Here is an 18,941-nt window from a genome sequence, read left to right as displayed (position 1 = left end):
TGCTTGATTCCCTTTTAATTCCTGCTCATCCCTTTTTTGTTACATTTTAATTTGATATAATGCGTGACAAGGGCAGGGAAGAAGATGGAAAAGAATTTTCCCATGCAAGCTACATATGTTTAGAGTACGGAAATGGTAGAGCAGGAGAAGCTGATTGAAACTATGAAAGGAATGAAGCCTGTGAACAAGAAAATGAGACGGTTAACCCTATTTAGTCTGCTGGCTGTCCTGTTCGCTTCTTTGCTCAGTTCGTGCGGATCGGATGCCGGAAGTAGTAAGGAAGAAGATGGACGTGTAACGATTAAGTTTTGGACGATTGCGTTGCAACCGACGTTTAACGATTATTTTAATAATCTAATCTCAGAATACCAAAAAAACCACCCCGGCGTCACGGTCGAATGGAGTGATTATCCATACGATGCCATCTCCAATAAACTATTAACCGGAATTGCGAGTGGTAACGTACCGGATGTGGTCAATTTAAACACGGAATTTGCCAATCAGATGGCTTCCAAGGGAGCACTGGCGGATCTTACGCCATATTTGAGCGATGAGGAGAAGCAATCGTATTTTGATGGCATCTTTAACTCCACCGTGCTTGGTGGCAAGCCATACGCCCTGCCATGGTATACCGGCACCGAGGTATTGTACATGAACACAAGGCTCGTGAAGCAGGCAGGCCTCGACCCATCCAATCCGCCAAAAACGCGTGATGAGCTAAATGAATGGGCACGTGAGATCAAGGCGAAAACCGGAGCGAGCGGCTATGCGTTAACCTTTGCCGCACGATTGTTCCCGGTAGAAGGCATTTCAATCCTGAACGACGATAAAACGGCTGCTGCCTTCAATACACCTCAAGCGCTGCAAATGATCCAAAATATGCAGCAGCTCATTCAACAGGGCGTACTGGTCGGTGAGGATGCTAATTTTGATAAGCAAATTCAATACTATTCCAGTGAGCAAACTGCCTTTGAAATTGCAGGCCCTACCTTTATTAACTTTATTAAAACAGCCGCACCGGATGTGTACCAGAATACGATTGCTGTACCGCTACCAACGGGTAAAGCTGATGTGCGTCTGTCCAACACGATGAATCTGGTTGTACCTGCTAAGTCAGCCAATCTGGAGAAGGCATCAGAGTTTGCCAAATTCATCACCGACGCAACAAATCAGACCTCGTTTGCGAAGGCAGCGAATACACTGCCGAGCACGAAGGCATCGATCAAGGATGCGTATTTTACCGAAAATAACAATTCACTCGAAGCGCAGGCCAAGGTCGCTTCGGCAGAAAGTCTGGATAAAGCTGTCGATTATATGGTCGGCGTGCCGAATGCTGGCGATATCAACTCTGCAATTGCCGTGCAGCTACAGGAGATTTTCCTGAATGGTAAAGACCCTAAGCAGGGGCTGAGCATGGCAGAGCAGGAAGTTAATCAGATTCTCAAGCAGTAACAGAAGGCACGTGTACCCGGGCAACCTTTGACGCAAATAGCAGATCATCATGATTCATATCATCTGGAAATGAGAACGGACTGACCCTGAAAAGGTGGTGGACGAGCATGACAAGATGGATGAGAACAGAGACGTTTGCCGCGTGGGCTTTTATGGCTCCCGGTTTGCTGATTGTCGCCGTATTCGTATTGTGGCCAATTCTTTACGGCATTCCGCTATCCCTGACCGATTATTCGGTAATTGGGGAAACGCATTATGTAGGCTTTGAAAATTATGTAACTGCCATGCACGATCGCAGCTTCCTCACCTCGCTGTGGAACTCGCTCGTGTACGTGCTGATTGTGCCGTGTATTCAGATTATCTCGATTTTGATGGCGATTCTGGTCAATACACGCTTGCCGCTGATCAAAGCGTTTCGCGCCGCTTATTATGTGCCAGTCGTAACCTCGATGGTCGCTGTCGCTCTGATGTGGAGCTGGCTGTTCAGCAGCAACGGTGTGGTCAACTATATTTTGATGCAGCTTGGCGTTATTCAGGAGCAGGTCGGCTGGCTCTCCACGAGCAGTACAGCGCTGTATGCGCTCATGTTTATCACACTCTGGAAAGGTCTCGGCTACTATATGGTGCTGTACCTTGCTGGACTTCAATCGATTCCGTCCGAGCTGTATGAAGCAGCGATGATCGATGGCGCAAATCGCGGGCAGATGATTTGGCGGATTACGATTCCGCTGCTACGTCCGCATATTCTGTTCTGTACACTGATCTCTCTTATGGGTGCGATTCGTGTCTTTGACGAAATGTTCGTGCTGACGAAGGGCGGTCCAGGTAACGCGACCTTAACCTCCAGCCTGTACATTTACCAGAAGGGTCTGGAGCAGTTCAATTTTGGTTATGCGTCTGCGCTGGGGTTGATCGTTAGTGTGATTATCGGTGCGCTGAGCATCGTCGTGTTCCGTCTGAACCGGAAAGGCGGTGTACAGACCTACTCATGAACAAAGCGATGGAGCATTCTCGTGAGCATACCCTGTCGTCCGCTGCTACTCTGCGTATAGTGAAAAAGGTTATTCGTTACACGCTCATTTATGCGCTGCTGATTCTGATCGCGCTACTAATGACCGGCCCATTCCTATGGCTGCTCAGCGTATCGCTAATGCCGGGGCGAAATGTATTTTCCAATCCGCCAGCGATTCTGCCGACATTTATTGATTTTGCGAACTATGCGCAGGTATGGAATTATATGAATTTCCCGCGCTACATTATGAACACGGTAATGATTACTGCGATGGGCGTAGTCGCCAATATTATTCTGTCCTGTATGACCGCCTATCCGCTTGCATTGTTCCGATTCAAGGGGCGGGATACGGTATTTGCGATTCTGATCGCAACGATGATCATTCCATCTGCGACCGCGATGATCGTTCATTATTTGACGATTCAGTGGCTGCATCTGGGGAATACGTATCTTGGCGTTGTGCTGCCTGCGGCCGTATCGGTATTTAATATTTTCCTGATGCGGCAGACCTTTCTCAGTATTCCATCTGAGATTCGGGACTCTGGTAAAATGGATGGCGCGTCAGAGTTACGCATCTGGTGGCAGCTGGTTTTGCCACTTGTGAAGCCGGGGATCGCCGTAATTCTACTGCTGGAAGTGATGGCGTTCTGGAATAACTTTCTGTGGCCGATCGTCGTACTGGATGACCCGGAAAAGTATCCGCTGGCGGCTGCACTCACGTATCTTAACGGACAATTTTCGTATAATTTTGGCTGGATTGCAGCAGGTACGATCATCTCGGTTATTCCGATTATCGTCGTATTCCTGTTTACCCAGCGCTATTATATGGAAGGCCTGGCGGGTGCAGTGAAGGGCTGATGCCGTAGCGAGCAATGGGTTAAACAGATAGAAGGTAAAGGAGCATCAGCTCTGTTATCTGTTGAAAGTGATGATATTGCACGAGCTTCCGAGTTAGAACAAACATGCAGGGTGGAGGCATAAGTTCATTTTCGCCCGTTGACAGAGCGTTAATCGCTACTATGGAATCAGTATTCTGTATTGTAAATTGTAGGATGAATGGAGCCAGCCTGTATCGGGCCAGAGTGGCAAATGTGCCAGACTCTGTGCAGCCGAGCAGGCTGGTGGTGTGATTATGCGAGAGGAGCTGTAACGACATGAGTATCGGTAATAATACAGAGCATACCGCCAAAATCATCATCATGCCGCTGGACGAGCGGCCATGTAACTACCATTTCCCCTATCGACTCGTTCGCACAACCGATGTGGAGCCAGTGCGTCCACCATTGGAATGGATGGGGCATAAAAAGGAGTCTGCCGATACAGATCGACTATGGACATGGACCGATATGGAGAGTCAGGGAGCGGCTGGAGCCGTATTGTCGCTGGATACGCTACTATATGGCGGCATCGTACCGTCACGCTTGCATGAACTGAGCGCAGCTACGATTGCGGGAAGACTATCACGCTTGCGTGAGCTAAAGGCGAATCATCCGGAGCTGATCATTTATGCCTTTCAGCTCATTATGCGCTGTCCGCAATATTCATCCTCAGATGAAGAACCGGATTATTATGCCGATTGGGGCAGAGAGATTTTCCGAAAAGGCTATCTGGAGCATCTATCCGAGCATCAGGAGCTGACGGCAGCAGAGCAAAGTGAGCTGGACGATATTAATCGCCGACTGCCACAGGAGGTGCTGGACGATTATCTTGGTCGTCGTGCCGTAAACCGCGAAGCGAATCGGCTGGCGCTGGAATATGTGGCAGACGGAACGATCGACTTTCTGATTTTCCCGCAGGATGATTCTGCACCGTATGGCTATACTGCACGCGATCAGCAGCGAGTACGTGCTGGCATTCGCGAGCGTCAGCTTGGAACGAAGGTATACATGTACCCTGGCGCGGATGAGGTCGGCTGTACGCTTATCGCTCGAATGCTAAATACGCTGAATGGCTACACACCGCGTGTATACCCACGCTTCGGCTCTGTACGCGGCCCGCAGATTGTCCCGGCATACGAGGATCGTCCATTGCTGGAAACGCTCAAATACCAGATCATCGCTGCTGGTGGCATGATGGTATCCAGTCAGCAGGAAGCAGATGTCGTGCTACTACTCAATACACCGGGCGAACGAATGGGCGAGGCGGTTAATCAAGGCACACCGTCACCGAACTACGACACCGAGCGCGGCATTGTTGAGCTGGTCGAATACGCCGCCTACTTGCTGCGACAGCAGCGAGTAGCTACTAGCATCGCCAATGGGACAGAAGCGCCCACCCATCCAGATGATAAAGGATGGCGATCATCGCGTTTACATCATCCGATTGTCGCCATCGCCGATATCGCCTATGCCAACGGCGGCGACCTGGAGCTGCTCGATCTGCTCCATCAACAGGGCATCCTGTATCAGCTAGGCGGCTATGCTGGCTGGAATACAAGCTCCAACACACTTGGCACCGTCATTGCCCAATCGATGCTGTTCGCCCAATACGGACATTCCCAGCGCCAGATGAACTTTCTGGCACTGCGCTACGTCGAAGACTTCGGCTACGACTCCATCGTACGCAAAGCACTGAGCAACGGCCCAATCCAAGAACTCGGACTCGATAAATTCAACCTCGACGGCCCACGCGGACACGTATCCGTCATGGTCAAAGAAGGACTGGAACAATTCATCGCCCAATATCTAACACAGGAAGGCTACACCATCGACATTCTGGATTGCTACATGCCCTGGAATCGAATGTTCGAGGTCGGCTTATCCGTAAAGGCGAGACAGGAACAATAAGTAAAGGGTAAGTAATGGAAGGGCTGGACATCCTATCGATTCATTCATAATGAGTAACAAACATAGTGAATAATAAATGTAAGTAATGTTATCTGTGTGCATCTTACGAGCTGTCTGATCAATATAGGTGAAAGGTACATTATGAAATAAGAAGTACATTGAGCATTCATTTGATTGTATAAATCACCCTTTTATTTACATGAATAGTAAGTCGTACATTTTTACGGCTCAGGCTCACGTACTTGTATGATTTAAATGTTTATACTGCGAGCATAGTGGAACGGAGGAAAGGAAATAAGGGGAAAGGACGATTTTGGAGGGGCGGGAATCTACATTCTATCCTACTCCAGTAGATTCCCGCGGCTCCACCCGAGTCCGTCCCCTTATTCCTTACCGGAGTGGTGTAAGCCCCAGCATCCCATTAAATCCAGCAAGTATAGCCAATGATTTTTTATAATCGAAAGGAGATCATACCTATGACCGAACAACAATCGACCTACCCTGCGCACAAGCAGTCCAACCACGAAACCCTGCAAGCCGATGTGATCGTCATCGGAGCTAGCCTCGGTGGAACACTGGCAGCACTGGCAGCAGCCAAGCAGGGCTTGCATGTCATTTTAACCGAGCCTACCGATTGGATCGGCGGACAGCTCACCTCGCAGGCGGTTCCGCCAGATGAGCATCGCTGGATTGAAAAAGGGATTGGCGCACCGGGTACATTTATCGAATTCCGCGAGCGCGTGCGTGAATTTTATCGATTGAATTATCCATTAACCGAGGAAGCGTTGGAAAATCCAATCCTGAATCCCGGCAATGGCTGGGTCAGTCGACTTGCCCATGAGCCGAAAATTGCACTTCAGGTGCTGGAGGACATGCTGTCCGTCTATGTGAATACCGGACGAATTCGCATTCTGTATGGTACTGTGCCTGTAGAGGCAGTGACCGAGCAGCATCGGATCGTATCCGTCACTGTGCAAAAGAACGACCATGCCCCGGCTGGCGTAGCTAGCTATACGACACTGTTTGGTAGCTATTATCTGGATGGGACAGATGAAGGCGATCTGCTAGAGCTGAGTGGAACCGAGTATGTGAGCGGAGCGGAGGCGCGTTCGGATACAGATGAGCCGCATGCGCTGGACGAAGCCGATCCACTGGATATGCAATCAATCACGCATGTAGCCGCAGTTGATTATATCGAGGGTGGTGACTTTACGATCGAGCGTCCAGCAGAATACGATTACTGGAAGGCGTACAAGCCGTCTTTTTCCGAGTATCCGATTCTGAGCTGGTACGCTACAGATGCCAATGATACGAGCAAGCTCAAAGAATTCACCCTATTCCCGAATGAGCAGGGCGTGACGTCGCTGTGGGATTATCGCCGCATCGTCGATCCAGCAATCTGGACGGAAAAGCTAAGTGCAGAAGTATCGCTACTCAACTGGGCGATGAATGATTACTATGCGTCTCCAGTGACTGGAGTACCCCTACAGGAGCGACTGCCCAATCTGGAAAGTGCGCGTCAATTAACTTTATCGCTCGTCTACTGGCTACAAACGGAAGCGCCGCGATTAGACGGCGGCAAGGGCTATCCAGGGATTCGTCTTCGTGGTGATATTCTCGGTACAGAGGATGGGCTGGCGAAGGCGCCATACATTCGTGAATCGCGCCGCATCAAGGGCATGTATACGATCACTGAGCATGATGTGAGCAAGGAGCTACGCGGAGAGCAGGGGATCAAGCGATATGAGGATAGTGTCGGCATCGGTAGCTATTCACTCGATCTGCATCCAACGGTAGTGACGCATCGGACATTCTACATTCCGAACTATCCGTTTGAGATTCCGCTGGGCTCGCTTATCCCTGTACGGATGACGAACCTGCTACCAGCCTGCAAAAATATTAGCATGACCCAGATTGCTGGTGGCTGCTATCGTCTGCATCCAGTCGAGTGGAATATCGGCGAAGCCGCAGGCTATCTAGCGGCGTATGCGATCGCGAATGAACTGACACCGCAGGAGGTATACGCTTCGACTGAGCATGTGAGTCGTTATCAGGAGCTGCTAGAGAACCGCGGCGTTCAGCTTCATTGGCCGGAGGAAGTGGAAGAGGAAGTGCTCCAGCCGCCAACGTCTTGATGGGATTATCGCAGCGAAAGGTAGGAAACTATAGTAACGATTGCTACATGAATTGTAGATAAACGAACTGTAGATATATGAACCGGGTGTACACAAACTCCGCAACTATAAATGATGCAGGTATGAACTACAATGGATCATCGTTAGCAAATGGCGAATACAATCAACTGACGAGCCGGATTAGAGCTGCTCGGCTTTGAGCAGCTCAATCAGCTCCAAACGAAGCGCCTGCATGGCATCCTCGCGCGACATCGGCATATAGCGGCTAAGCTGGCGCATTTCTGGCTCATAATAGTCCAGCAGCTCCAGCATCGCCTGCTGTCCATCCGGGCGACGTGCCTGTTCCAGTAGGCTTATGAATTGTAGGTCTGGGAGAGGTACTGGATGCTTTTGCGTTTCCATCGATTCACCGCCTGTTGACTGATGTGCAGCTTGGCTGCCAGTTCTTGCTCGCTCTGTCCTTCTATATACAGGCACGTCATAATCGTACGTGCCTTTTCCCATGGAAGGCTATCGATCCATTGCTGTGTAATAATGGTATTCATTTCATCGGATTTTACGGAAAAAGGGTCAATTTGCTCATTTAAACTTAAATTTTCGTGATATAATCGGGTCTTGGCGCGGTATTGCATCCGCCAGGATGCTTGCCGTAGCCGCTGCCTGTATTGTTCGCTTAACGGTAAAATGACTGACATATGATGCAGCTCCTTTATGATCGGATGATGGAGATAAGGTATATTGAAGGGAACTTATGTTCTTATTTTACTCTTGAAAGTGTTCCGCAGCGCAGGAGGTCGATCGGTTCCATAGCTGAAAAAAAGACGATTTTTGGCGGAACCTTGCTGCTCTGACGGTAGGTTATGCAGCGTGCAGACGATAGGCACGCGAGGAAGCTGAGGGAATGACCCGGAAAGGTGTTTTGGGGAATGTTTACGATTTTACTGTTTATTTTTGCGATTCAGATCGTGTATGTAACCGCGTATACGCTACGCACGATTTTGACACTCAAAGGTCAGAAATATATCGCCGCCAGTATCGGGACGATTGAGGTTGTCATTTATGTCGTTGGTTTGAATATGGTGCTCAGCTACCTGGATCAGATCGTAAGTCTGATCGTGTATGCCGTCGGGTATGGCATGGGCATTCTGCTCGGCTCATGGATCGAGGAAAAGATCGCACTCGGCTATATTACGGTTAAAGTAATCAGCGATGCACCAAACTACAAGCTTGCTGAGGTGCTACGTGATAAGGGCTATGGCGTTACTGCCTGGATCGGTCACGGTCGTGACGGTGAACGGATTATGATGGAGATTTTGGCGAAGCGTAAAAACCGCGAGAATCTGTACAAAAACATTTTAGAGATTGATCCAAAAGCATTTGTGATCATGGTTGAGCCGCGTGAATTCCATGGAGGATTCTGGACGAAGGCGATCAAGCGGTAGAGAATAAGCGAATATACTGCGCGCAGTTAGGCGCTCCGATAGCATGACAGAATCCAATAAGATGATGCAATGAATGCGTTCATTTTAAAAGGAATGATGAAAAACCCGCTCTCCCACCGATTGGATGGGAAAGCGGGTTTTTTGATAGTTTAAATCGCTATAAATGTATAATAATCGAATTATTTTATGTATAGATGATTGCAATGGCTATGTAGATATAAGGCCTTTCTAACCCTATCGACTGAATAATGATCGACCTGCACACACTATAACCGTGTTGACACGTCTATGTATCTCAATCAATCATCGTCAAATCGAATATAGCCGAACTAGCTTGTTCTCCTTATCAAGAAACCCATCACCAATGTAAAAAGATGGGTTTCTTTGCTGCTGCTGTATGTTTAAAGTGCTAGGGTAAGGCTAATGCGATCTATACCCTGAGTAAAGGATAGATACAATCGAGTAAAAGCGAGATACATTCAAAGGAGGATGATCGATATGACCAGCAATGTACCGATGATCACGATGAACGATGGACATAAAATTCCTGCGATTGGATTGGGCACGTACTCGCTCAACGGCCATGCGGGTGCTGATGCGATTCGGCAGGGGATCGATACCGGCTACCGTCTGATCGACTCGGCGTTTAATTATGAAAACGAAGGAGCGGTTGGCAAGGCAATACAGGATAGCTCGGTGCCGCGCGATCAGCTACATATTTGCTCCAAGCTGCCCGGGCGCCGCCATGCGTATGATCAGGCGCTGGTGACGATTGAAGAATCGCTGCTGCGCACAGGGCTGGACTATTTCGATCTGTATATCATCCACTGGCCGAATCCAAAAACCGATAAATACGTCGAAGCATGGCAGGCGATGATCGAAGCGAGAAAGCGCGGCTATGTGCGCTCGATTGGCGTGAGTAACTTTTTGCCAGAGCATCTGGAGCGGATCACTCAGGAAACGGGTGTGGTGCCTTGCTTGAACCAGATCGAGCTGCATCCGTACTTTGAACAGGAGGAGCAGCGTAAGTTCCATGAGAAGCATAACATCGTTACCGAATCATGGAGCCCGCTTGGTCGTGGACGCGGAGAAGGTGTACTGGAGGACGAAGGTATCCGAGCAATCGCCGAAGCCCACGGCAAAACGCCAACGCAGATTATTTTACGCTGGCATACCCAGCTTGGCGCGGTTCCGATTCCGAAGGCAGGCTCGCTAGCGCATCAGAAGGAAAACCTGAGCATTTTTGACTTTGAGCTGACCGACGAGCAGATGCGTGTTATTTCCGCGTTTAGTAAGGATAATAAGCGTCTGTGGGATCAAGACCCAGCGGAATACGAAGAGTTCTGATTGCGTTGAATATTATCCCATCCGGTTATTTTGACGCTTTTCATATGATCGAGCAGCTGCTTAGCGTCCCTCTATAGGTGATTATCGGCAATGTACAGGGAGCATACGGATCGTATGCAGATGGACTGGAGCTATATGAGCTGCCTCTGTTCATAAGGATCTATTCATGATGGAGGGAGCGAGTCATTATGATCTGTACGACCAGCTGGAACCAGTGAACCAGGCGGTCGATAAGCTCCAGGCTTTTTATACCGAATATCTTTGACCGCTACCCTAATATGATATGCATAACGATTCAGACTGTTGATACGAGTGATCAACAGTCTTTTTTATATGCCAGAGGACAATAGATCAAATTAAAACATCATTATACATAGTCATAAACTAGAACGAGCGCAGTATGCATAATCGAATCGGATAACGCGACCTGGTTTCTCAATGAATGAGTATGGTTCGGATTCATAGACTGGGGAGGGGGGAGCATGGCGGTGCTGTACTGTACATCCACCTCCAGATCATAGCTTTGCGCATCATTAATAACTTCGGTGAGCTTTCCATGAAATATGGCTGCATTGGATTCACTAATCATAATCGTACGAATAATATGCTTACGCATTCTCCTACACTCCTTCAATATGCGATATGGTGCTGATGCCCCAATCCGTTTCATTCGATCTTCGATCCATAGCTGAGGCACTTGTTCACAGGACAAGCTGAATAGCTGTATCGGCTTATACGAACAGCTTCATATGGCGTTCCAGCCAATCGACATAGCTTTGCTCACGTGCCATCGCCTTGGTCAGCACAAGATAATGCCCCAGATTCGGATTGTGAAATGCAAGCGGTGCAGTATCGCTAGCTGTCTGTCCATGGGTAGCTTGCGTATGCTTCTCTCCATTCTCCTCCTTCGCAAATACAGGCATAAGGCTCTCGTACCGCTGCTGCAAATAAGCCAGCTTCGCCCGCCGCTGTTGCAATTGATCCTCGAACAGTGCCCGCGCTTGCTCCGGCGAAAGGGTATGGATAAAGTACATTTTTAGCATAAACTCATCTTTTTCCGTTTCCGGTAAGGATTCAGGCTGGGCAGCCCATGCCAGTAGCTCCTGCCGACCTTGCTCGGTGATCGTGTACATTTTCTTTTCCAGCTTTTCCCCTTGAATCTGTGTTCGAAATTCCACCAGACCTTCATCGACCAGCTTGCGCAGCTCTGGATAGATCTGACTATGCTTTGCACTCCAAAATTGGCCGATTTCCTGCTTAAACTGACTGGTGATATCGTAACCGCTATATTCTTGACGATATAACAGACCGAGAATGGCATATTTTAATACTCGCACAGGTAATATCTCCTTCAATTAGTAATTTATATGTACATTTGACCATAGCATATGATCGTGATAAAATAAACATGTTGATATTTACATGTTTGGTGAACGAGATGCTCATACTTTCCGCTGTTGATCAACATCGTTCACCGAGCATGCTTGATGTAAGTCATGTTCACTGCTACACCCATCATCATAACGGAAAGCTGGTGCTTAACAATGGAAAACTTTGTAGGCAGTCATATGATCTATACGTATGAGAATGGCTGGGAGTATGAGATTTATATTAAAAATGACCACACCATCGATTACCGTATTCACTCCGGTATGGTTGCAGGCCGCTGGGTTCGCGATCAGGAGGTCGATCTGGTAAAACTGACCAAGGGCGTATATAAAGTATCGTGGACAGAGCCAACAGGCACAGACGTATCCCTGAACTTTATGCCCGAAGAAAAACGCATGCACGGTATTATTTTCTTTCCAAAATGGGTGCATGAGCGTCCAGATATTACCGTATGCTTCCAAAATGATCATATCGCGCTGATGGAAGAATCGCGCCTTAAATACGAAACGTATCCAAAATATGTCGTGCCTGAATTTGCCGACATTACCTTTATCGAAAATGCAGGCGTAGACAATGAAGAAGTGATCTCGGTTGCTCCTTATCCAGGCATGACCGACGATATTCGTGCAGGTCGTCCACTGCGTAAAGACTAATCATAACGAGTATGCTGTAGTCGATCGTATCAGCCCGTGGAGTTAGATGATGTACATCTAGCTCTGCGGGCTTTATTTGTGTGTGCTGGGTTGGGATACGCGCGATAGAAGCTTTTCGTTGAACTGAAGCATACTAATTAAAACATACTGCACTACCGTATTTGATCCATTTCAGATCAGGCTGCACTCACAGCTTCATGTATCGTAACCCGTATGCTAAAAAGCAGGTGTCTGTGCTCTACCTTGATCCTACGCATATTAATCAATAGATCACATGCTTTTGCGTTTATGAGCCAGTTGCTGCATCATATATAGATACATCTCTTGCTGGAATGTGCTTGGAGCGAGGGCTACTTTTCTATTTAACGAGTCGATACATAAAGAAGTCAACAAGCGCGTCTACCCGTCATCGGCAAAGGAGGACTGCACATGAAATCGATAAACAGGGACTGGACGCAGATCGTGCAGTCAGACGGTCAACTGAATCGCCAGCTGGCACAGCATGTTGAAATTCTATATACCGGATTGCATGGACTATCGGTACAGCGTTTCTGGCTGGAGGATGGTCGTAGTTATATTTATAAACCACTGCCGTCAGGAGAGGAGCGATTTCGCGAGATTAGGGCGTACCTACAGGTGATGCCACTGCTAATGCAGCTTGCTCCGGCTCCCGTCTATCCGGCATTAATCGCCTATGCTGCACCAGCCGATGAGCTAGAACGATTACAGCAATCGCTATCAAATGGGGGATGGTTAGAGCCGACAGAGCCGCTTATCCATACCGTATGCTGGATGATCGTTGAGGATATCGGAGTGGTGGAGCATCAGCATTCGCCAGCTGTATTGGAGCAGATGGTTGATCAGATGGCAGGCTGGCATCGAGTAGAGCCACAGTATCTCGCGTCACTACCACAAACAGGGCAAAAGCCGCCGCTATCTCAGGCGGCATCGTCACTGCTGGAACGCTGGCAGCAGGTAGAGACGATCGTGCAGACGCTTCTTACCTCAATGGATGATGCAGAGGCTTCATTGGCTTTATCGCAGCATTCGGATTCGACTGCGCTACCCTGGTCAGAGCTGGCGAAGCCGCTACTTTCCGCATTGCAGAGCGATATTCAGCATGTCATGAAGCGCATATCGGCACAGCCAGCGGTTTTGCTGCATGGTGATCTGCATGCTGGTAATTATGGACTGAATCCGCAGGGGAAGCTGATTATTTTAGATTGGGAGCACAGTCATGCCGGGTCACTATTCTGGGATCTGTATCATTTGATTGATCTGTCGCATCCGCTATTTCCGAGGGAGATGACGGACAAGCTTCGTCATCTGCTAGTGAAGCGGTACTGGAATGCGGGTAGCGAAGTGACAACCGCGCCAGCACATTCGCCGCATCAACGCGCGGCGCTGGTTGATTACAGGAATCTGGCGGCATTTGAATACGATTATCTGCTCTATGCGATGATCTATTCGATCTGGATGCTGTTACTAATTCAAAGCGATCTCCAGCAACAGCCGCCGATCTGGCCGCATGCACTGTTGCTAGCGCAGCAATACGAGACAAAGCAGCATTTGCAGCAATGTCTGACGGCATGGTGGACGGCTCGGTCAGAAGAATCACGCTAAAGCAGTGAAAGGGGGAGCCATATGCGACTTGCGGAGGAATATGTGCGTTTACGAAGCCATTGGTATGAGCAAGGCGAACAGCAAGCTTTTCATGTAACGATCGCGGAGCTAGCGGCTGCTTTATGCTGTACGACACGCAATGCCCGTCTCATTACAGCACGTCTGGTTGAGGTAGGCTGGATTGTATTCGTATCCGGGCGAGGACGCGGGAATACGTCTGTGCTAACCTTTTGCCAATCGTGGACACAGGTGGCACTGGATGAAGCGAAGGAGCGAGTGCAACGGGGAGATGTCGCTGCGGCGTTAGCGTGGATTCGTCAGCCCCATATGCCAGAGCAGGTCGAAACGACGTTTATGAGCTGGTTGGGTGAGTATTTTGGTTATACTACGGGGCATTCTCCGCAGGCAGAACAGTCTGAAACGCTACGGCTTCCCATTTATCGTCCAGTTGTCTGTCTCGACCCGGCGGATGCGGTGTTTGCCTTTGATACACAGCTGGTAGATCAGCTGTATAGTCGATTGGTGGAATACCGTGCAGAGGATCGCACACTGCTGCCGGGTCTTGCTCATGACTGGGAATGTAATGCGAACGGAACACAATGGAGCTTTTACTTATACAAGCATATACGTTTTCACGATGATCGCCTGCTCACCGCAGAGGATGTTGTGGCAAGCTTGCAACGATTACAGACAGGGCAATTCGCTCATAGCTGGCTACTGGACAAAGTCACCGCTATTCATGACAGCCATCCATATACCGTTGTGATCACGCTACGGGAGCCGAATTACTGGCTGCCCTTGCTGCTTTCGCATAGCGGGGCTTCGATTGTACCTCAGGATATCGGACAGCATAGTCAAAAAGAACACGCATTGCCGATCGGTACAGGTGCTTATCGCTTAATAGAGCGAACGGTGGGGCGATGTGTACTAGAGCGCTTTGATCGCTATTATGGTACAGGAGCGTTAATCGATCGGATCGAAATTCTGATCGTACCGGAGCAGGAGGCTGCGGTCGCGCTCGGTAGTGGACACGGGATGCTGACAATATTAACAGGTGAATGGGATACGACTGCCTTTGATCATTTGCCACGTCAGAATGTGCAGACAGGTGTATCGATGCTCATACTCAATCGTAGACAGGGCATATTGGCAAAGAATGAAGCGCTGCGACAGGCGCTCTATTACGGCGTAGATCGTGAGGCTCTAGTTGCCGCGATGGGGAATACATATACCGCTCCAGCGCGTGGATTGATACTGATGAATGAGACGTTAAAAGTTAACAATATGCGCTGGATAGCTCCAGACATAACTTTGAATGAGTCACCTCAAGGTATAGCAGATACGCCCACAGTCGACGAAGCCGAGTTGGATACACATCATTCGGCGTTTTCTCATCCGTCCAGCGAGCATCCTTCCACGCCATGCATGGAATATGATCCACAGCGTGCCATTCAGCAGCTCCAGCAATCTGCATATGCTGGCGACGAGCTCCAGCTCTACACCTTTCAGCGTCATGAGCAAGCAGCATACTGGCTACGTGAAGCTTATCGTCGCATCGGTATTTGTATAGCCGTACATATTGTATCCTGGTCGGATATGATGAGCGAGGCTATACTGGCACAAGCCGATATTATATTATTCGAAGCTGTAATAGGTGGAGAACTTCATCGTCAGCTCGAATATATGCACTCTAATCGAAGTTTGATCCGCCGTATGCTGCCGCAGGAGCTGTTGACCGAGGTACAGCCGTTAACTCATCAACTGCTGAGAAGCTTGCCAGCAGTAGAGGGGATTAGGCAAGTTCAGCTGGATCGGGCAGAGCAAGAAGTCACTGCGCTATCCGCTAGCACATGGCTGGGCAGTATTCATGCGCTATTGCAGGGGACATATAGCGCTGTATTTCTAGCGGAGCGCTCCGCAGGGGTCGTCGTGCCTTCATTCTTACGCGGAGTTCATATGAATGAGCGAGGCTGGGTCGACTTTAGCCGATTATATGTAGTCGCTACGGAGAAGCCTGACAAATCGAATGGGCTGGCGAACGAGGATGAAAACCCAAGCTGAAACGGGATGCTGTGAAGCAGAGACTGCACGCGATTAGCGATACATACTGCTAAAAGAGGAAACGATCTTGAATCGTTTACCCTTTTTCCTGCCGCTAGATCCCCCTATACTTTAGATCAAATGCTTCGGTCGCTTATCGTCATCTATGCATGAACCGAGTCGAACGGTTCGGATTCGTACAATAGATCAGGATAAACACGAACCAGAAGCCAGATCACTTTGAAGCGTAATCGCATAATAGGGGGAAACCATATGGAAAAAGAGATTCGTATCGAACAACTGGAGGAGCTGGACAGTCGATTGTCTGCCTTTGCGGAGATGCTCATTGAAGTGGTGCATGATGGCGCATCGATTGGCTTTCTACCACCTGTGTCGGTAGCCGAAGCGGAGCAGTACTGGCGAAATGTGCCAGGTTCGGACGTGATCGTACTGAGCGCCGAGGTCGATGGACAGCTCGCAGGCACTGTACAAATTCATCTATGCAGTAAACCGAATGGCATGCATCGCGCTGACATCGCTAAGCTCATGGTGCATCCCCAATTCCGTCGCCGCGGCATCGCTCGTCTACTGATGGAGAAGGCCGAGCAGTATGCAGCGGACGCTAATCGTATATTGCTCGTGCTCGATACGCGAGATGGCGACCCTTCCAATACATTGTACCGCTCACTTGGCTATATTCAGGCAGGACAGATTCCGCATTTTGCGATGTCCGATACAGGAGTTCTGCATTCGACGAATTTGTATTATAAGCTGCTTCAGTCGCCTGTCGATGATGCGGATGGAGTTACACGTTAATGTAATGTATAGAGGAAATGGAGAATGGTGCGGTGTAGGTATACATGTATATCACGTACCTGTACATGCTTATCCATCATAACCAAATTATGCGCATGGCACTTGCTCATCACTATGCCAATTGTTCATGATATAACAATCTAATACGTCGTTATGACAAAGCTCTGTCAGATACTATTCATCGTATCCAACAGGGCTTTTCAGCTGTCACGCTATCCTCTCACAGTTGGCATATGAAAGCAAAATCGCTATAGTTGTAATGAATATGGCAGCAAGACGGGAGGAAGAAATACATCGTGACAAAAATCGGACTTGTAATGCGTAAAATCCAGTTTGCCGAGAATCAGGGGCCGCGAGTGTTTGCGGAGCGACTCAAGGCGCTGAGTGCGGAGCTTGGGGTGGAGGTTGTGTTTATTTCCCCGGAGCGGCATGTCAGTGGATATGACTGGTTGCCTGGCTATGAGCATGAGAAGGGCGATCTGGTCAATTATGATATTGTGCTGGATCAGATTCATCAGCATGGCATTGAGCATGTGCTGTACACGGTATCAGGCTTTACCTTTTTAAATATGTTTTTGCCGAAAAGTGTACTATTTCCGCATAGCTTCCCTGATCCTGCACTCACAGGCTACGAGATGATGAAGCCCTTTTATACGATCGTCAACAAAGCGGTCGTACAGACTCCATTTCTAAAACGGCAGATGGCGGCACAATTTGGCATTACCGATGTGGATGTGATTCCGATCGGCTTCAGTGAGGAGTTGGCAGAGCGGCATTATAATCCCGATCTGGTCGTGGATAACCGGATTTTGTGGATTGGTCGGGATGAGGAGAATCGTCGCCCGGATCTGGTGCTGGAATATGCGCGCCGTAACCCGGATAAGGAAGTCTATATGGTATTTGGCGGCGAGCGTTACCGTGAGAGTATGAAGAAATACGATATTCCGTCCAATATTAAGCTACAGTTTGCCCTGTCTCAGGATGAGATTTTCCAGCTTATGAACAGTGCAAAGGTGTACTGGAGCTGTTCCAAATTTGATACGTTTGCAATGCCGCTGACCGAGGCGCTCGCGATGGGCAAGATCGTCGTCAAGCCTGAGCATCCGTGCTATGACCATATTAGCTCGACGCATTCGTTTGCTGGGAATGAGCAGAACTGGTTTGAACTGGTGAATATGGCGGCTTCTTCTCCGCGACGGTATTCGCAGGATAATCGCGATTATGCCTTTGCTACCTTTGCCAGTCGGATCATGAAGGAAGGCTACCGGAATTTCTATTCGGACTGGCTACAATAATCGTAAGTCACTGTTCAAATAGGAAGAGGTACATGCAGGTTACAAGAGTAGAAGTATAGCGTCATATGGCTGGTGTACTTTGCTAACCCCGTTTTTTATTTCGTTTCACGTTAGGGATTCACCCATAGAACGGAGGAGTATCTCATGGCAAAAGAAGGGCAAAAAATCGCCATCATCGCGGATATTCATGGTAATATCGCTGCACTCGATGCTGTATTGCATGATATCGATCAACAGGGTATTACGGATATTTACAATCTGGGCGACAGCGTATATGGCCCTTTGCAACCGAGAGAAACAGCGGAACGACTGATCGCCAGAGGCATCCCTTCGGTTCGGGGTAATCAGGATCGGGAGCTGGAAAATGGAATCACAGATGTTGAGGGACAATCCGATCACTTGCACAAACGTACGGAGCCCATGAATCCGCCTAACGCTACCTTCGATTACATGCTTGAGCAGCTCAGCGTGGAACAGATCCAGTGGCTGTTGGCATTGCCGCTCATACGGATGACCGAAGACTTGTATATGTTCCACGCCCAGCCCACTGTGGACGATGTACCATTACTGGAAAAGATTGAACCGAGCGGTGCACAGTGGCGTTCGGATGAAGAGTTGAATCAACTACTACATGGAATCGAACAGCCGATCATTCTATGCGCGCATACGCATGTACCGAATCTGAAATACCTTCCAGATGGACGTATTGTGATCAATCCCGGCAGCGTCGGCTTGCCCGCCTACCATGACGATCTTCCTTACGATCATGTAATGGAATCACGTGCTCCACATGCTCGTTATGTTGTACTGGACTATACAAATGGACACTGGCATGTCACTCATCGCTCGCTGGTGTACAATTGGGAACATGCAGCACAGCAAGCATCTGAGAATGAAAGACACGACTGGGCGCATGCACTTCGAACTGGACGAGCACTGCGAGGTTGATAC

Annotated in this window: 17 protein-coding genes; 13 read left to right on the top strand and 4 right to left on the bottom strand. The window is 48.9% G+C overall.

Annotated elements, in window-relative coordinates:
• Window positions 1-171 precede the first annotated feature (171 nt).
• From IEX62_RS05320 to IEX62_RS05300, 5 genes are all read left to right on the top strand, one after another.
• Window positions 172-1,452: an ABC transporter substrate-binding protein gene (locus tag IEX62_RS05320; RefSeq protein WP_229685645.1), complete on the top strand. Its 1,281-nt coding sequence runs from the start codon at window positions 172-174 to the stop codon at window positions 1,450-1,452.
• Between the two features lie 107 nt (window positions 1,453-1,559).
• Window positions 1,560-2,444, top strand: a complete 885-nt coding sequence (locus IEX62_RS05315; protein WP_188774371.1) for a carbohydrate ABC transporter permease — start codon at window positions 1,560-1,562, stop codon at window positions 2,442-2,444.
• An 8-nt stretch (window positions 2,445-2,452) separates the two neighbouring features.
• Window positions 2,453-3,322 (top strand): carbohydrate ABC transporter permease, encoded by an 870-nt coding sequence (locus tag IEX62_RS05310; RefSeq protein WP_373289095.1) that lies wholly within the window; start codon window positions 2,453-2,455, stop codon window positions 3,320-3,322.
• Window positions 3,323-3,618: 296 nt separating this feature from the next.
• Window positions 3,619-5,250, top strand: coding sequence for a DUF4127 family protein (locus IEX62_RS05305; RefSeq protein ID WP_188774369.1), 1,632 nt, complete (start codon window positions 3,619-3,621; stop codon window positions 5,248-5,250).
• Window positions 5,251-5,726: 476 nt separating this feature from the next.
• Window positions 5,727-7,385: an FAD-dependent oxidoreductase gene (locus tag IEX62_RS05300; RefSeq protein ID WP_188774368.1), complete on the top strand. Its 1,659-nt coding sequence runs from the start codon at window positions 5,727-5,729 to the stop codon at window positions 7,383-7,385.
• Between the two features lie 180 nt (window positions 7,386-7,565).
• On the opposite strand, the gene IEX62_RS05295 is transcribed toward IEX62_RS05300, so the two are convergent.
• Window positions 7,566-7,787 carry a hypothetical protein gene (locus IEX62_RS05295; RefSeq protein ID WP_188774367.1) on the bottom strand — a complete coding sequence of 74 codons (222 nt, stop codon included), beginning with the start codon at window positions 7,785-7,787 and terminating at the stop codon, window positions 7,566-7,568.
• On the bottom strand, window positions 7,739-8,080 hold the full coding sequence (locus tag IEX62_RS05290; protein WP_188774366.1) for a DUF1492 domain-containing protein: 342 nt from the start codon (window positions 8,078-8,080) through the stop codon (window positions 7,739-7,741). The genes IEX62_RS05295 and IEX62_RS05290 overlap by 49 nt, the downstream gene beginning before the upstream one ends.
• A 231-nt stretch (window positions 8,081-8,311) precedes the next feature.
• On the opposite strand from IEX62_RS05290, the gene IEX62_RS05285 reads away from it, so the two are divergent.
• Together IEX62_RS05285 and IEX62_RS05280 are read left to right on the top strand one after the other, a co-directional pair.
• Window positions 8,312-8,827, top strand: coding sequence for a DUF2179 domain-containing protein (locus IEX62_RS05285; protein ID WP_188774365.1), 516 nt, complete (start codon window positions 8,312-8,314; stop codon window positions 8,825-8,827).
• Window positions 8,828-9,325: 498 nt separating this feature from the next.
• Window positions 9,326-10,174 carry an aldo/keto reductase gene (locus IEX62_RS05280; RefSeq protein ID WP_188774364.1) on the top strand — a complete coding sequence of 283 codons (849 nt, stop codon included), beginning with the start codon at window positions 9,326-9,328 and terminating at the stop codon, window positions 10,172-10,174.
• A gap of 367 nt (window positions 10,175-10,541) precedes the next feature.
• Here the strand turns inward: IEX62_RS05280 and IEX62_RS05270 are convergent, their stop codons facing one another.
• Together IEX62_RS05270 and IEX62_RS05265 are read right to left on the bottom strand one after the other, a co-directional pair.
• Window positions 10,542-10,790 (bottom strand): hypothetical protein, encoded by a 249-nt coding sequence (locus IEX62_RS05270; RefSeq protein WP_188774363.1) that lies wholly within the window; start codon window positions 10,788-10,790, stop codon window positions 10,542-10,544.
• Window positions 10,791-10,905: 115 nt separating this feature from the next.
• Window positions 10,906-11,511: a PadR family transcriptional regulator gene (locus IEX62_RS05265; protein ID WP_188774362.1), complete on the bottom strand. Its 606-nt coding sequence runs from the start codon at window positions 11,509-11,511 to the stop codon at window positions 10,906-10,908.
• 207 nt (window positions 11,512-11,718) lie between these two features.
• Between IEX62_RS05265 and padC the strand changes: the two genes are divergently transcribed.
• From padC to IEX62_RS05235, 6 genes are all read left to right on the top strand, one after another.
• Window positions 11,719-12,216: a phenolic acid decarboxylase gene (padC, locus tag IEX62_RS05260; RefSeq protein ID WP_188774361.1), complete on the top strand. Its 498-nt coding sequence runs from the start codon at window positions 11,719-11,721 to the stop codon at window positions 12,214-12,216.
• Window positions 12,217-12,645: 429 nt separating this feature from the next.
• Window positions 12,646-13,839: an aminoglycoside phosphotransferase family protein gene (locus tag IEX62_RS05255; protein WP_188774360.1), complete on the top strand. Its 1,194-nt coding sequence runs from the start codon at window positions 12,646-12,648 to the stop codon at window positions 13,837-13,839.
• A gap of 21 nt (window positions 13,840-13,860) precedes the next feature.
• Window positions 13,861-15,900 (top strand): ABC transporter substrate-binding protein, encoded by a 2,040-nt coding sequence (locus IEX62_RS05250; RefSeq protein ID WP_188774359.1) that lies wholly within the window; start codon window positions 13,861-13,863, stop codon window positions 15,898-15,900.
• 252 nt (window positions 15,901-16,152) lie between these two features.
• Window positions 16,153-16,695 (top strand): GNAT family N-acetyltransferase, encoded by a 543-nt coding sequence (locus IEX62_RS05245; protein ID WP_188774358.1) that lies wholly within the window; start codon window positions 16,153-16,155, stop codon window positions 16,693-16,695.
• 296 nt (window positions 16,696-16,991) lie between these two features.
• Window positions 16,992-17,990 carry a glycosyltransferase gene (locus tag IEX62_RS05240; RefSeq protein WP_188774357.1) on the top strand — a complete coding sequence of 333 codons (999 nt, stop codon included), beginning with the start codon at window positions 16,992-16,994 and terminating at the stop codon, window positions 17,988-17,990.
• Between the two features lie 144 nt (window positions 17,991-18,134).
• Window positions 18,135-18,938 carry a metallophosphoesterase family protein gene (locus tag IEX62_RS05235; protein WP_188774356.1) on the top strand — a complete coding sequence of 268 codons (804 nt, stop codon included), beginning with the start codon at window positions 18,135-18,137 and terminating at the stop codon, window positions 18,936-18,938.
• Window positions 18,939-18,941 lie beyond the last annotated feature (3 nt).

Origin of the sequence: Paenibacillus hunanensis (genome assembly GCF_014645615.1) — a bacterium.
In the GTDB taxonomy this organism is placed as follows: Bacteria; Bacillota; Bacilli; order Paenibacillales; family Paenibacillaceae; genus Saccharibacillus; species Saccharibacillus hunanensis.
The sequence above is the reverse complement of the archived record's forward strand: the minus strand, read 5'-3'. Positions and strand labels throughout refer to the sequence as shown.